This window comes from Dysgonomonas sp. UBA7630 (genome assembly GCF_002483985.1).
Lineage (GTDB): Bacteria > Bacteroidota > Bacteroidia > Bacteroidales > Dysgonomonadaceae > Dysgonomonas.
This window is the reverse complement of sequence record NZ_DLIY01000032.1, coordinates 1-15,661: the sequence shown is the minus strand read 5'-3', so window position 1 is coordinate 15,661 and position 15,661 is coordinate 1. Positions and strand designations below refer to the sequence as shown.

Genomic DNA, 15,661 nt, shown 5'->3' with positions numbered 1-15,661 from the left:
AGGATAATAGAAAGATACAAGAAGTATGTAGTTAGTAGATATATTTAATCACCGCTCTTAATATTAGAATATACATAAAAATACCCTTTAGGTCTGGAGTATCTAAAGGGTATTTCATTTATATAGTATGTCTTGTCTTATTATAAGAAGGAGATTTTAATCATTCTGATAAGGGATATTTTTGTATTCGCAAATTTCTACTAGTTTGCTTTTTACTCTTTTTACATCATCGTATTTTAAAGTAACGAGATCTATTTTTCTTTGTTTCTGGCCTCCATTCAGAGAGAAAGTAATGTAGCTGATACCAATATTTAAACTACTTACATTTGTCCAATCTATTGGAGATTTACTCTGTCCCGAGATATTCGGTTTAACTGTATTGTTATCGATTGAAAGTATAGCTCCCGAAACCCATAGGGTGTTGCTTAATAATAGTATGGCAGCAAGAATAAAGGCTATAAGCGCACTGAAAAATAATATACCATAACCACCGGAAATCCCCTCTGTAATACAGAAATAAAGAGCAAATCCTGTTAAATAAATACCTGTTATGATATTTATAGTTTTCTTAGTGGAAGAAGGCGTATTGTAATCAATAATTAATTCATTCATTGTAGTTTTATTTAAATTTATTACTACAAATATGAGAAATAATACTGATTTTATAGTGTTCTCTGAAATTATTCTTTGCAGATATCTTGAATAACAAGTCCTGCTAGGGTGAAGCCAAATGTAGCTGTGATATGAACCAGCGTACCATTGGTTTGGCGTTTCACACTCGGATTGTCTTGTTTTAGCAATTCTGAACTCTTTGACTCATCATGTTCATACTTCAGGCCTTTGTTCTCTAAAACTTCGTCACTATATACACATTTGAATTTTTTCCACGGTTTTTCTCCTTGTTTCATTTTTCGACGAAGGGCTGCAGCGAGCGGACAGCCTTTTACATTCCAAAATTCGGCAACTTTAATTCGGGTTGGATCCATTTTTAAGGCAGCACCCATCGAAGAAAATAATTTTGCTTTAGTTCGTGTTGCTGTGCGAATTAAATGTACCTTATGTTTCAGACTATCTATTGCATCAATTATATAGTCGTAAGATTGAAGGTTGAAAGAATCAGAAGTTTCTTCGCTGTATACCTGAACTATAATTTCTATTTCAGCATCGGGGTTGATGTCGAGCAAACGAGACTTTAATACTTCCACCTTACGTTGCCCAATCGTTTTTGTTGTAGCCATAAGTTGTCTGTTTATATTTGTCTCACAAACTTTATCGGAATCTACAATGGTAAGATGTCTTATTCCCGATCGAATCAGGCTTTCGGCACACCAACTACCAACTCCTCCTACGCCGAATAAAATAACTCTTACCGAAGAGATCTTGTTCATCAATTTGTCACCCAGTAATAGCTCTGCTCTCTTAAAGATTCCTTTTTCCTCTTGCATTCTTTCTATTTTCATTTTTTTAGGGGTACAAACTTACAATAAATATTTCTGATTTCATGTTAAGAAAATAATCATGTATCTTTGCTGCTCAAATAATTAACGTGTCATGGTACTCTTCTTGTGTTGAGACACCTATTATTAAGTGAATCTAGCTAAGAATACAACAAAATATTATCTTTTTAATTATGAATATATTATTATTAGGAAACGGAGGTCGTGAAAATGCATTAGCATGGAAGATTAGGCAAAGCAATAAGGTTCAGAAACTTTATGTGGCTCCCGGCAATGCAGGAACTCATGAAATAGCTGTAAATGTAAACTTATCGCCCACTGATTTTCCTAAGATAAAACAATTTGTTTTAGATAATAATATAGATATGGTTGTTGTAGGTCCCGAAGAGCCTCTTGTAAGAGGAATATACGATTTCTTCGTCAATGATGATGATATTAAAGATATTCCTGTTATAGGCCCCTCTAAGATAGGAGCACAGCTTGAAGGGAGCAAGGATTTTGCTAAGCAATTTATGATGCGTCATAATATTCCCACAGCCAGATATAAAAGCTTTACATTAGATGAATTGGACGAAGCTTATTTATTTTTAGAAGAGCTAGAGGCTCCGTATGTGTTGAAGGCAGATGGATTAGCCGCCGGGAAAGGCGTACTTATAATAAGTGATATAGAGGAAGCGAAACAAGAGCTAAAAGAAATGCTTTCGGGGATGTTTGGCGATGCTAGTAAAACTGTTGTTATAGAAGAGTTTTTGTCGGGAATAGAATGTTCAGTATTTGTATTAACGGATGGAGATTCATATAAAATACTACCTGTAGCCAAAGATTATAAACGAATTGGCGAAGGAGATACGGGGCTGAATACCGGAGGAATGGGTGCTGTGTCGCCGGTATCGTTTGCTGACGATGTATTCATGAAAAAAGTAGAAGACCGCATTGTTATTCCAACAATAGAGGGGCTGAAAAAGGATAAAATTATATATAAAGGATTTATTTTCTTAGGCTTAATAGAGGTCAAAGGAGAACCTATGGTAATTGAATATAACGTACGTATGGGTGATCCTGAAACTGAAGTTGTCATGTTGCGGATAAAGTCTGATTTTGTTTCTTTGTTAGAAGGGGTTGCAACAGGTACATTAGAGAGTAAATTGCTGGAAATAGATAGTCGTTATGCTGTTACCGTGATGCTTGTATCGGGCGGTTATCCGGGAGACTATGAGAAGAATAAAGAAATGTCGGGTTTGGATAAGGTAAAAGATAGTATCTTATTTCATGCCGGAACAAAGCTTGAAAATAATAAGGTGCTGACAAACGGAGGACGTGTTATTGCAATAAGCTCATATGGAGAAACCAAGAATGAAGCCTTGTCTCTATCCTTCAAGAATGCAGATGTAATATCTTATGATAAAAAATACTATAGGAAAGATATAGGTTTCGATCTCAAATAAAATGGCAGTTATTCCTAGATTTTATAAAAGTCATATTGCGGAAGGGAAGGGATTTCTTATAATCTCTATTATTTTTGCAGTATGTATGAGGATAGCATTTGTAGTATCATCAAATGCTATGCCTTCAAATATGGAAGGAGGGTATCTTTGGCAACTGCTCGATTTCTTTTCGGGTAATCCATTATATTCATTGGCAGGTAGTAGTATTATTGTATCTGCAATGGCTGTATTGACTGCTCATATCAATACTGATTTTGTACTGATAAGGCGGCGGACTCTGTTGCCTCCCGCTATTATAATTTTACTGTTTAGCTGTCATCCTTCGTTGGTGTGGATATCTCCAGCGTATATTGGGGTATTATTCATGCTTTTTACAGTATCTATATTATTCGCCTCTTATAATCACTCCGAAAGATCTGTTGCTGCATTTAAAATAGCGTTTATGCTTTCTTTAGGAAGCCTGTTTACGCCTCTTTTATTACTTTTTGTTCCATTAACATGGATTGCCCTTGTAATAATGAGGTGTTTTAGTTTTAGATCCTTGTTAGCATCCTTTTTGGGAGTCTTTATAGTATATTTCCCTACATTCTCTTTTTATCTTCTTACGGATAATCTAAACGAATTTCTTTCTCCTTTTCTACATTATAGCAGTTCTCAACAGTTAGTCATGTTTCCTTTTCTGCGTTTTGATATTGCTATATGGGTTTCTCTTATTTTTATAATTCTTTTTTTGAGTATTATCATTGGAGATAATTTCCTTAACAGGCATAAGGATAAAATAAAGATAAGGGCATATTTATCGTTATTGATATTTTTCACAGTCTTATCTTTATTATTCTCTATCTTTATAAATATAACACCGCAAGTGAGTCTGTATATTTTTATGGGAGTGGGATCATTCCTATTATCTCATTTCTTTGCATTAGGAGAAACAAAGGGGACAGTAGTACTATTTTATATATTTATAGTGGCTTGTTTGTTGTTTAGCGGCTTATCTTTTCTCCGATAGTAAAAAAATTACAAACAAATATTTTTGTAGTTCAATTTTATCACGTTGATACAAAGTTTCTTAGTTTTTATCGTGGTTTGAGAGATAAATCTTCTGGTAGTTTTTTACTCAAAAACTTGCTAGTCTCACTAAAAAGCAGTAATATTGCATCCGATTTCGGGATAACCTCCGAAAATCAGGTCCTATAGCTCAGTTGGTTAGAGCATCTGACTCATAATCAGGGGGTCCCTGGTTCAAGCCCAGGTGGGACCACTTAAGAATAAAAGAGTTACAGTAGAAACTGTAACTCTTTTATCGTTTTAATTCTCTTGTTTTAGTAGTGTTTCAATGGGTTTTTGTAAACCAACAGTAAAACCACAAGACAATTTTGTGGAGAGAAAAAGAAATAATTTCTAAACTGTCTCTTTATTAGAATATAGAAATTAAGATTTCAATTTTACAAGCATTTTTGCTTATTTGAATAAGTACAACGACACTTATACTTAATGAATATTTATGATTTTATATTCACCGATTCCACAGGTTGCTTCTTCATGCTATCCAAAGGCATGCTGTGATATTTTACATTTTCAAAATCAATAGTCTTTAGGTTGATGCAACGGATATTACTATTGTACATAGTTCGATAATAGATGATACAATTTTGTGTATCTGTGGCCACTGTAAACTGAGTAGCACTTGGTACATCAGCTGATGCTTTTCCCCATAGTTGTTCTGTACCTGTTGGAATATCGAAATTATTCAAAATATGAAATGCCTGGAAAACACTTTCCTGTGCAGACTGTTGTTGTGGAGCTGTCAATTGGAAAAACGTAGCACGAACAAATCGAGATGGAGGAGTAAAATCTCCCGGAAGTCCTAACAAACCGGTTCCATGCCCGAGCGACTTCGTTTGCAAAGGGCCAAAATTATGTCCTGGAGGTGTGCCGGGTTGTAAATTTATATAATTATTCAAGTTTGTCCAGTGCCATTCTAAGCCGGGTGAATTGGTCAATACTCCCAAAGGGTTATCATAAAAATGCATGATTTCATCTACTATCTCAAGTACGATCTGACGCCCCGATGGTTCAGTGAATCGCCAATGTACAGTGGAAGAACGAGGATCAATATTCGTAACACGTATATTTTTTAGTTTTTCTTTAACTTCATCTACGGTTTCACACTCACCTAGTACATAAGATACTAATTGGAAATCCGCTAAGCTTCTTTCTTTTTGGGATGGATCATAAGAGGGGTATTTTCCATAATTAGGGAAATAAAAGAGTCCGGCAGACAGACCTTTTTCATTGACACCTTCCACCATAAACTCCTTTTGTTCTACCGACAAACCTATAAATCCGTATTTACTAGTAAATTTCATTCCATCGATTCCGGAAGGTGTAAGCGACTGAAGTTCCTGATGACGAGGAACAACCACATACATTGTATTCATAACACTTTCAGCCCATTCAATAGTACGTGCGGCAACGACACTTCCATCGCTACTTTTTAATGTGATACCTGTACAAGCATTTATTGACGCTTGTAATTGTAAAACAAGTATAGCCAGTAAAATTAATGATTGTTTTGAGTTCATAGTTAACAATTTTAGTGTTTCTATAATAAAACAATTAAAAGGCAAAAACTGTTTAATCTAAAAGTTCAATTGCCTTATATTCAGGCTTTATATTATTCAGTTGCCAATTGCTAATGCTGATAGAGAATATATTCTTGTTTTATATATCCAATAGAAATGTTTGTTGTACTTCGTATCAATTACTTTGTTTGCTTTACTATTTGTATTGTCCCATCAGCATTGTAGTAAAGTTTATCTACACATACCGATCGTAGCCAATCATTAAACTCTCCGTTTTTCTCAGATAAGGAACTATCATGGTAAAAAGAATACCATTGACCTTTGTATTCCACTATCGATCCGTGATTGGTATAGCTGTTTGTTGGTTCCATATAAATACCTTGAGACTTCCAAGGTCCTAGTGGGCTATTGCTGGTTGCATAACGCATACGATTATCCCCTTTTACGCCGTCATTCCAATTGTTATCGTGGTTGTCTGAATAAGATAGATAATAAATACCATTACGCTTGTGTACCCATGCCGCTTCGTGGAAATCATAAAGACCTTCCATTTTCTGAAGGCTGCCATCAACTTCCATCATATTATCTTTGAGCTTACCTCCAAGGCAAACGCCACCGCCACCTTGGTATATGTATGCTTGCCCGTCATCATCTATAAACACATTAGGGTCGATGTAAGCCTCCATTCCCTTCACATATCCTTGCACTACAAAATCTTTTGCAGGATACTTACTCGTGGCAACTCCAATTTTCCAACTTTTATTCCAATCTGATTCGCTAGGGTGCGGAAAATAGAAATAATATGTTCCATCTTTATAAACACAATCGGGAGCCCACATAAAACCACCTTCAGGTCTACCCCAGGATACTTGAGTAGAGCGAAGTATTTCGCCATGATCTACCCAGTTTACCATATCATCTGTAGAGAATACATGATATTGATCCATCAGGTCGCACCCTTGAGGCGGGGCCATATCATGCGATGCATATACATACAGACGCCCATCATTCCATACCCGAGCCGAAGGGTCGGCCGCATACATGTGTTTTATAAACGGATTTTTCTGACTATAGCTATTGCAGGATAACAGAGAAAATACAGCGATGTATACGGTGAAGATACCTTTTTTCATTTAGGTTAGTGTTATAAATTATTTACGACTTATTTATTTTCTATTTGCTTTTAGTATGAAGTCAACAATGGGGGCAGGATTAGAAAGACTATGTGGGTGATGTTTGAAGCCATGCTTCATCATCACGGTAATATCTCCACCTTCTTGTTTGATTTTTCTTTCAAATTCGATCGTCTGACTTGGTGGTACGGCTTCATCCTGATCGGCACAAAGTATAAGTATTGGGTATCTTCCATTTACTATTTCCTGTATTTTATCCGTCGGACTTCCTTTAAAGTTGCGGATATCGTTTCTCGTTTTTAGATTATAAGCCTTCATGAAGTTTTCTGTGATTTCACCTAGATTATCTGCTCTATCTGCCAAATAGCGACAATCGAGCAAAGGATTATCTACGTATATGCAACTAACTTTATCCGGATTAGCGGCTACCCAGCAAAAAGAATACATTGCACCACGACTCATACCTTCCATTGTACTTTTTTTTGATAAACCTGCATTGGTTAACAGTTTGTAGAATTCACCCCATATAGAAAGTGTCTCGCTATTTCCCATCAGTTCGGCAACATCACAGTATACTAGATGATAGCCCCTTTCGAGTAGAGCTATATCGGTTTGTGGTTCGTGTGCCCAGAAGCGGGCGCGCCATATCCAAGGTTTTCCCTGAGCTGTGGTTTTAGGTTTAACAATCTTACATTCACGATGCCTCAATTTGAAATCGGCACATGTGTATCCTTTGAAATTGCTTATAGTATAAGCTGTTTTTGTTTTTTTTAGGACATCAAAAGATTTATCTGTTTTCAATGTAATCTGCTCATATAGTCTACTAGCAATAATTCTCGAGCCTTCGTCATTGGGATGTATCTTGTCAGGAAATAAATCAGGTCTGTTTATTAATAACGAATGCATATCCAATACTTCTACTTCTTCATTATATGCCACTTGTTGAATAATTGGAATAATATCGTTCACAATAACGGGATCCCATATCTGATTAGAGTCTGTTTCGAAAGATACAAATGGTAGCATCAGTATAATTCGAGGATTTGATTGCAGACTTTTAAAGGACTTTACCATATCGCTACAATCCTTTACAAATTCATTTATGTAAACCCGATTAATAGCTTTGGCGTCATTTCCTCCTAAGTCTATAAACACGATGTCGGGATTGCTATTTAAAGCTTTCTTATAGGCTTCGGTACTCCAATAGGGATGATCTCCGTTGCGAAGCATAGTGCAACCACTTACTCCACAATTGATCACTTCGTAATTATTACCTAAAAGGTGTGCGAACTGTGCCGGATACGAATCCTTTTTAGGATCTGTAGTCAATGCCCCTTCGGTAATGCTGGCTCCCACGCAGACTACTTTTGTTTGAGCATTAACTATTATCTGAGAGATGAAAAGAAGAAGTATTAATATATATTTCATCCTGTGTATTTATTTCTTGTTATATTGAACATCCTAAAATGAAAATTGACAGTGCAAGTTACACTTTCTTAAATCTTTCTTGATACTAGAGCTTAATGTTCATTTCTTCCCCTTGATACACTATTTGTTTATCGGGTTGCGAAGTAGTATTTATACTTTTTCCTTCTTTTATTACTGTAATATTAAAAGATCTGGATTTCAACATGCCTGGAAATTCACCTCGCCTCTTTCCTATAGTCAATGTTTTACTTTTGTCATTCCATTTCATTGTAATTGTTGAGTAGATACCTTTTTCGTAATTATAGTTGTTGTTCTCATCTTCATACAATACAAATTCAGTATCTTTTCCGGGGTAAATAAACAAGGTAAGGTTGTCCCATTTCTTTTCCTCTGCATATTGTACCTTCGGGCCCCAAGGGAGTATCGTACCAGCTTTTATATATAGTGGAATAATATCTATTGGTACTGCTTTGCTGACTTCCTGTCCTCCGTTAAGCTTTTCTCCTGTCCAGAAATCATACCAGTCGACACCTTCCGGCAAATATACTTTTTGAGATTTTACTGCATTGAAATTTTCTACAACATTGCCATTTATACGATCCACATACATAGAATCTGTTACAGGGGCAACTAGTATTGACTTGCCAAACATAAACTGATTGTCTATATTATGTACTTCTTTGTCCTTCGCAAAATCCATGCTTAAAGCCCTCATCATAGAGCCTGCATTTGCTGTAATGTCATGTCCGATAGAATACATATATGGCAAGAGGCTATATCGAAGATTGATATATTTCTCCTGAGTATCATAAGCCCAATCTCCTTTTTTGCCAAACAAATATATCTCTCGGGGAGTATTTGTTCCATGCGAACGCATCATCGGCGTAAATGTAGCAAACTGCATCCAACGCACATATAATTCATGGAATGCTCTATCTTCAACCCCTTTAGGATAGACACGCCCTGCCCAGAAACCTCCTATGTCTGTGTTCCAGAAAGGAATTCCGCAAAGAGAGAAATTTAGGCCTGCCGAAATTTGATTGCGAAGCACATGCCAACGTGAATCGATATCTCCCGACCAAGAGTTGGCTCCATAGCGTTGCTGTCCTGCAAAGGCTGACCGGGTAAGTATATATACGCGCTTTTCAGACGTCGTCTTGCGTTGGTTGTCGTACACACCACCAACAGATGCCAGTGGATAAGCATTTGCTACGTCTCTGTATGGCCCAAGATGTGTAGTCTCATTAAAAGATTTTTCACTCACATTGTATTCTGGCTCTGTGGCATCCAGCCACCAACCGTCCATGCCGATAGAGAATATATTTTTATTCATGAAATCCCAATACACTCGGCGACCTTCGGGATTAAAAGCGTCATATACCTTTACTCCATTGTCTTGAGGAAATGTATCGAAATTAAATAAGAGTTTCTTGCTTTTCAGTTCTTTATGGATATTTGTATTCGGACCAAACGATGGCCAAACAGAGATGGCTATATGTGCATTCATTTTGTGCACATCGTCTATCATTTTCTGAGGATTAGGGAAAGTCGGATTTCCAAATTCTACAGCGTTCCACTGCTTGTTGTCAGTGCTCCAGTATTGCCAGTCTTGCACAATACCGTCAAGAGGTATGTTTAGACTGCGGTATTTCTTTACTACATCCAATAATTCATCTTGCGATGTATATCGTTCACGACTTTGCCAAAATCCGTATGTCCATAACGGAAACATTGGGGCTTGTCCTGTCAGTTCTCGTATCTGTGCGATTACACCGTCAGCATTTTCTCCGTACATAAAATAGTAATCTATACATTTGCCTGATGTTGAAGTGAAAGACAATCCCTCATCCGAATCTTTATACATTGTAGGGGAGTAATTATCCCAGAAAATGGCATATCCTTTTACCGAATGAATAATCGGTATTGCTATTTCCGTATTCCTTTGGCGAAGTTCTACTTCTTGTCCACGTTGGTTTATGTGTCCTTGCTGATGCTGTCCTAACCCGTAGATGGCCTCTTGTTTATCCAATAGAAATGTCTGCTGTACTTCGTACGATTTACCACTCTCGTAGTTCTTAGGTGTGAATACCGAGGAACTATTCTTCTCAGCAATAAAAGGTCTCGTGTCAGTACCATTAAATAATACATCTCCGGTCTTGAGATTAAGTGTAACAATAATATCTGATGAAATTAATGTTATCACATTGTTATATTCTTGTATTTGAAAATTTGTGTTTTCAGGTTCTTTAATCACTGAGAGGCTTTTTTTTTCTGGCACTTCTCCTTGTGGATATTTTAAAATCCTTATAATTTTAGAATTAAAAAATTGAATTTCAATGCTTGTTGAATTTATATTAGCCTTGATGCCATGAGATGTACGCTGATAATTTTGTGCTGCAAGTTGACTGCAGATAAAAAGGATAAAAAGTGAAATGAATGTTTTTTTCATAATTATATAGATTTTATCTTCTCTTTGTTATGCGAAACAATGTAAAGCATAACAAAGAGAAGACTCTTTTATTTTTATAGCTTTTCTGCTGAAGGAGGTACATCGTTTGCTCCCCATGCTTTATTTGCTTTATTTCCCATTATTAATACAAGCTTGCCGCCATTTTCTATATCCGAGTGATTGAACCAAGGTTTGTTCCATTCTTTTCCGTTCAATGTGGCTGACTGGATATACTTGTTGTCATCAGAATAGTTTTGAGCTACTATTTCAAATACTTTTCCATTACTCAATGTTATACTCGCTTGAGAAAACATAGGACTTCCAATATTGTATACAGGCATACCCGGAGTAACTGGATAGAATCCCATCATAGAGAATACTACAAAGGCAGATGTTCCTCCTCCGTCTTCATCGCCGGGAACGCCCATCAGGTCGTTTCTAAACCACTGCTTCAATAAAGTATGAATACGTTTCTGCGTTTTCCACGGCTGTCCGGCATAATTGTACAGATAAGGAATATGAAGGCTTGGTTCGTTGGCCATAGAGAATTGTCCTACATTGCCTGTATGATCGGGCAATTGTGCATAAAATTCGTATTTGCCACGTCCAAGAGGTTCGTTAAAAGTTTGATCCAGATTTTTTATGAATTGTTCATTTCCTCCCATCAGACTTACAAGGTCATTCACATTATGAGGTACATCCCAACGATAAATCCAGCCGTTATTTTCTCCGTAATAGTCCCGTGCACCCATGCCTCCCGAGAAGCGGTAGTCGAACGGTTCTATAAATTTCCCTTCTTTATCTTTCGGGTGGAAAAAGCCTGTTTCTGCATTATAGACATTTCTATAGTTGTAAGAACTCTTCAGATAATACTTTGCTTCATCTTCTTTTCCCAAGGCTTTGGCTATTTGCGACAAGCACCATTGATCGTATGCAGTGCCAAGCGTTACGGCTATTGGTTGTCTTTTTTCGAAGGGACTAACATTCGCTACTGTTTCTTTTTCGCCCGGATATAACGCCGGAATATATCCTTTTTCTTTATAAAACTCGTCTAACCATCCGGCAGGAGCTCCCGACCATGGAATAAGTGTTTTTTCTTCTATTCCTTTTTTACATGCGATATATGCCTTTTCCAAATCAAAACCTTTTAGTCCTTTTGCATAGCCGTCGATAACTGTTGCTACGGCATGATTGGAGTTCATCCGGCGAGAATCACCTGTAATCTCAGGGAAGGTAGGCATCCAGTTGTTGCCCATTTGTTCGGCCATCAACAAGTATGAATTAATGATATTCACTTCTTCCTCAGCATCGATCATTACACGCAAAGGATGAGTCGCACGATATGTATCCCAGATCCAGTCGTCAGTAAAGAACGGTTTACCCGCGTCTTCATGTACTTTCCCGTCGAAAGCGCTGAAGTAGCGACCGCCTTCGCTGATGCATACCGGACGTTCATAACAACGGTAGAGAGAAGTATAGAATACCGTTTTGTCAGTATCATTGTCTCCATTAACCTTGATTTTGCCTAAAGCGTCATTCCATATTTTGCGGCCTTTATCAGCCAATTGTTTCACTTCATAGTCTTTTTGTTCTTTGCGTAGGTTCTCTTTTGCCTGTTCTTCGCTGATGAAAGATACCCCGTAGCGTAAGCGCAAAGTTTGTGCATTATCTCCATAATATAATACGACACAGGCATTGTTGCCTTCTGCTCTTTTTTCTTTGTCGTTTATTGTATTGTCTTTCAATACTCCTGTAAGTACAGGGCTTTGTTCTGTTTCCAGATATATATATACATTCGTATTATTCGCCAGTTTTTGGTATCCGCTTACTATATTTCCGTCTGTCCTTATCGCTCCGTTACGCGAATTGAGTATCAGGTAAGCAGGAGTGTTGGGTAAAGTATAGTCTATCTGATAAATAGCGGATTGGTGAGAAAGTGCATATTGGATATGCGTTTGTTGATCGTCCAAGTCAACCTCATAGCTGTACGGCGTGATCTTTTCACGATCGTAGCTGTAGGATATAACAGGTTTTATTTTGGCTTTATCTCCCTGATAAGGACTCAGGTTGAAGGCCGAACTACCTCTGTGACTAGTAATAATCAGAGGCAAGCCTTTAATCATATCGCTTGTAAAATCGGCACGTTCGGGGTAAACCCGAAGCATACTGTTGGGCAGATGAATGGTAGGATAGGTGGGTACCAGTAGGTGACTGATGTTTCCCATATAAGGGTTTACATAATCTACCGGCTGCTTGTTGACACCGCTGNNTAAAAACAATGGTGAATGCATTTCTAAGCTTCATGATAAGTTTTAATTTAAGTTGGCATTTATTTAATTTCGATTACAAAGTAAACATATACCATTCGTATAAAGAATTAAGATTTGTATTTTCTATTCAAAGAATGTTTATTAACATATATGTCGAAATAATTTTATTTCCGGATTTTATGATATTCTTCATTGGTATTAATGATTATGATATTTTTATATCGCAAAGTAATGTGAGGGCAATTAAAAAAACACGTCGCTAGGTGTTAATAGGAGTATTAAAATGTAATTAAAATGCGATATTAACCGATGATTACATTAAAATTGAGTCTTTTTTGATGCAAAAACAGTAAAATTTGAGTAATCTCCTTTTTTTAATAAGATATTAAGTATGGATTAATTTGATTTTTAATATATAAGCTTTTTCTTTGTTATCGAATGAATACTTGTAAATATCATGAAGAAATACCTTTTGTTTTTATCAATTTTTACTTTAAGTACTATTTTTTGTAAAGCTGAAGACACTAAGCTTTGGTATAAACGTCCGGCCAAGGAGTGGGTAGAAGCATTGCCTTTGGGAAATTCTCGGTTGGGTGCAATGGTTTTTGGAAATACTGCAAGAGAACAGCTCCAGCTCAATGAGGAAACGATGTGGGGAGGAGGGCCTCACAGAAATGATAGCCCTAATATGTTAAAAGTGTTGGATGAGGTGCGCTCTCTTATCTTTGCCGGAAAAGAAAAAGAAGCAGAGGCTTTGTTGGAAAAAAATATGAGAACTTCGCATAATGGTATGCCCTATCAAACAATAGGGAGCTTATATTTAGATTTTACAGGACATAATAAATATTCCAATTATTCAAGACAACTTGACTTGGCTACAGCAGTAGCTACAACAAAATATACGGTAGATGGCATTAATTATACCCGTGAGGTGTTTTCTTCTTTTACAGATAATGTCATTATTATGAGAATTACGGCTGATAAGCCGAATAGTATTAGCTTCACAGCAGGATATGACTCTCCTGTAAAAGATTATAAAGTTCAAGCTAAGGGCGATAAGCTTATTCTCAAAGGTATGGGGGCAGAACACGAAGGTATAAAAGGCGTGATTCGGTTCGAAAACCAAACTCAAATAAANNTCTCTGTAAAAGCAGCTAACTCGGTTATTGTTTATATTTCTATAGCGACTAATTTCGTTAACTATAAAGATGTGAGTGCCAATGAATCGGCTAAGGCTACTGGTTTTTTGAAAGACGCACTATCGAAGCCCTATGACAAAGCGTTAGCAGATCATATAAAATACTATAAAAAGCAATTCGATCGCGTATCCTTAGATTTGGGAAAATCGGACAATGTCCTAGAAGAAACAGATGTAAGAGTTAGAAACTTCAAAGAAGGAAAAGATCAAAGTCTCGTTACCCTACTTTTTCAGTTTGGGCGTTATCTACTTATTAGTTCATCCCAACCGGGAGGGCAGCCTGCTAATTTGCAAGGAATATGGAACGACCAATTAGTGCCGCCTTGGGATAGCAAATACACTATTAACATCAATACGGAGATGAACTATTGGCCTGCAGAGGTTACCAATCTAAGTGAAACACATCAACCTCTTTTCCAGATGTTAAAAGAGTTGGCGGTGACAGGGCAAGAGACTGCAAAGGTAATGTACAATGCGAATGGCTGGGTTGCACATCATAATACGGACCTTTGGCGTACTACAGGTCCTGTAGACGGAGCATTTCATGGTATGTGGCCTAATGGAGGGGCATGGCTGAGTCAGCACATGTGGCAACATTACTTATATACAGGAGACAAGAACTTCTTAAAAGAAGCATACCCTGTGCTGAAAGGTGCAGCAGATTTCTTTCTCGATTTTTTGGTGGAACATCCTACATATAAATGGATGGTAACATCACCGTCTACCTCTCCCGAACAAGGCCCTCCTGGAAAAAATACGAGTATAACCGCAGGATCTACAATGGATAATCAAATTGTATTTGATGTGCTTAACAATGCTCTGGAGGCATCTAAAACCTTAGGCGTAGGTGATGAAGCATATAATCAAAAACTCGAGGATATGATTTCTCGCCTTGCACCTATGCAGATAGGAAAGTACAATCAATTGCAGGAATGGTTGGGAGATTGGGACGATCCGAAGAATGATCATCGTCATGTCTCTCACTTGTATGGGTTGTACCCAAGCAATCAGATTTCGCCATATTCACATCCAACGCTTTTTCAGGCGGCAAAAAACTCACTTCTCTATCGTGGAGATATGGCTACAGGCTGGTCGATAGGTTGGAAAATTAATTTTTGGGCACGTCTGCTCGATGGTAATCATGCCTATAAAATTATTTCGAATATGCTATCTTTGGTAGAGCCGGGTAATAACGATGGACGTACTTATCCGAACCTATTTGATGCACATCCGCCATTTCAGATAGATGGAAATTTTGGATTCACTGCGGGGGTAGCAGAGATGCTTCTGCAAAGTCATGATGGAGCAATACATTTACTACCGGCTTTGCCTGATAAGTGGAAGAACGGAAGTGTTAAAGGGTTGATGGCTCGTGGCGGTTTCGAAATTTCATCGATGGATTGGAGTGATGGTGAGATATCTTCTGTAACAATTACATCTAAACTAGGCGGAAATATGCGTCTTCGCTCTTATGTGCCATTAAGAGGTGATGGATTGCAGGAGGCAAGGGGCGTGAATCANNCGCTATATAAAACAGCAGATATAAAAGAGCCGTTGGTATCGAAAGAAATAAATCCTCAATATCCTCTATTGTATAAAGTTTACGAATATGATATAATAACTCAACAAGGTCATTCATATACCTTTAAGAGAGGAAAGTAAGTTTGCCTGTAGTAGATTAAAAGTGTTTTTCGTT

The 15,661-nt window shown here is 37.3% G+C and carries 10 protein-coding genes and 1 tRNA gene; 4 read left to right on the top strand and 7 right to left on the bottom strand.

Annotation, left to right across the window (positions count from 1 at the left end; translation table 11 throughout):
- Window positions 1-156 precede the first annotated feature (156 nt).
- Entirely contained in the window at window positions 157-612 is a 456-nt protein-coding gene (locus B3P17_RS13025) for a hypothetical protein (RefSeq protein ID WP_252639528.1), read from the bottom strand.
- A 68-nt stretch (window positions 613-680) separates the two neighbouring features.
- Window positions 681-1,460: a tRNA threonylcarbamoyladenosine dehydratase gene (locus B3P17_RS13020; protein WP_291105786.1), complete on the bottom strand. Its 780-nt coding sequence runs from the start codon at window positions 1,458-1,460 to the stop codon at window positions 681-683.
- A 170-nt stretch (window positions 1,461-1,630) separates the two neighbouring features.
- Between B3P17_RS13020 and purD the strand changes: the two genes are divergently transcribed.
- The 3 genes from purD to B3P17_RS13005 all read left to right on the top strand — a co-directional run bounded on the left by purD (window position 1,631) and on the right by B3P17_RS13005 (window position 4,163).
- A complete protein-coding gene (gene purD, locus B3P17_RS13015; protein WP_252639530.1) occupies window positions 1,631-2,902 on the top strand; it encodes a phosphoribosylamine--glycine ligase in 1,272 nt (423 codons plus the stop codon).
- Between the two features lie 85 nt (window positions 2,903-2,987).
- Window positions 2,988-3,911 carry a hypothetical protein gene (locus tag B3P17_RS13010; protein ID WP_252639531.1) on the top strand — a complete coding sequence of 308 codons (924 nt, stop codon included), beginning with the start codon at window positions 2,988-2,990 and terminating at the stop codon, window positions 3,909-3,911.
- Window positions 3,912-4,089: 178 nt separating this feature from the next.
- Window positions 4,090-4,163: transfer RNA gene (locus B3P17_RS13005), tRNA-Ile, on the top strand.
- A 241-nt stretch (window positions 4,164-4,404) separates the two neighbouring features.
- Here the strand turns inward: B3P17_RS13005 and B3P17_RS13000 are convergent.
- The 5 genes from B3P17_RS13000 to B3P17_RS12980 all read right to left on the bottom strand — a co-directional run bounded on the left by B3P17_RS13000 (window position 4,405) and on the right by B3P17_RS12980 (window position 12,722).
- The gene (locus B3P17_RS13000) at window positions 4,405-5,487 is read right to left on the bottom strand and encodes a linear amide C-N hydrolase (RefSeq protein WP_252638322.1); all 1,083 of its coding nucleotides are present in this window, start codon (window positions 5,485-5,487) and stop codon (window positions 4,405-4,407) included.
- A 179-nt stretch (window positions 5,488-5,666) separates the two neighbouring features.
- Window positions 5,667-6,620, bottom strand: coding sequence for a family 43 glycosylhydrolase (locus B3P17_RS12995; RefSeq protein ID WP_252638321.1), 954 nt, complete (start codon window positions 6,618-6,620; stop codon window positions 5,667-5,669).
- A 33-nt stretch (window positions 6,621-6,653) separates the two neighbouring features.
- Window positions 6,654-8,048 carry a GDSL-type esterase/lipase family protein gene (locus B3P17_RS12990; RefSeq protein ID WP_252638320.1) on the bottom strand — a complete coding sequence of 465 codons (1,395 nt, stop codon included), beginning with the start codon at window positions 8,046-8,048 and terminating at the stop codon, window positions 6,654-6,656.
- Between the two features lie 85 nt (window positions 8,049-8,133).
- A complete protein-coding gene (locus B3P17_RS12985; RefSeq protein WP_252638319.1) occupies window positions 8,134-10,497 on the bottom strand; it encodes a TIM-barrel domain-containing protein in 2,364 nt (787 codons plus the stop codon).
- 74 nt (window positions 10,498-10,571) lie between these two features.
- Window positions 10,572-12,722, bottom strand: coding sequence for a GH92 family glycosyl hydrolase (locus B3P17_RS12980; RefSeq protein WP_291105782.1), 2,151 nt, complete (start codon window positions 12,720-12,722; stop codon window positions 10,572-10,574).
- 502 nt (window positions 12,723-13,224) lie between these two features.
- Here B3P17_RS12980 and B3P17_RS12975 point away from each other — a divergent pair.
- Complete coding sequence (locus tag B3P17_RS12975) at window positions 13,225-15,627, top strand: glycoside hydrolase family 95 protein (protein ID WP_291105780.1); 2,403 nt, start codon at window positions 13,225-13,227, stop codon at window positions 15,625-15,627.
- The last annotated feature ends 34 nt before the right edge of the window (window positions 15,628-15,661 follow it).

What these genes read in the sequence shown, in the direction of transcription:
- B3P17_RS13025 (WP_252639528.1), bottom strand. Translation starts at nt 612, where the DNA reads ATGAATGAATTAATTATTGATTACAATACGCCTTCTTCCACTAAGAAA.
- B3P17_RS13020 (WP_291105786.1), bottom strand. Translation starts at nt 1,460, where the DNA reads ATGAAAATAGAAAGAATGCAAGAGGAAAAAGGAATCTTTAAGAGAGCA.
- purD (WP_252639530.1), top strand. Translation starts at nt 1,631, where the DNA reads ATGAATATATTATTATTAGGAAACGGAGGTCGTGAAAATGCATTAGCA.
- B3P17_RS13010 (WP_252639531.1), top strand. Translation starts at nt 2,988, where the DNA reads ATGAGGATAGCATTTGTAGTATCATCAAATGCTATGCCTTCAAATATG.
- B3P17_RS13000 (WP_252638322.1), bottom strand. Translation starts at nt 5,487, where the DNA reads ATGAACTCAAAACAATCATTAATTTTACTGGCTATACTTGTTTTACAA.
- B3P17_RS12995 (WP_252638321.1), bottom strand. Translation starts at nt 6,620, where the DNA reads ATGAAAAAAGGTATCTTCACCGTATACATCGCTGTATTTTCTCTGTTA.
- B3P17_RS12990 (WP_252638320.1), bottom strand. Translation starts at nt 8,048, where the DNA reads ATGAAATATATATTAATACTTCTTCTTTTCATCTCTCAGATAATAGTT.
- B3P17_RS12985 (WP_252638319.1), bottom strand. Translation starts at nt 10,497, where the DNA reads ATGAAAAAAACATTCATTTCACTTTTTATCCTTTTTATCTGCAGTCAA.
- B3P17_RS12980 (WP_291105782.1), bottom strand. Translation starts at nt 12,722, where the DNA reads ATGGGAAACATCAGTCACCTACTGGTACCCACCTATCCTACCATTCAT.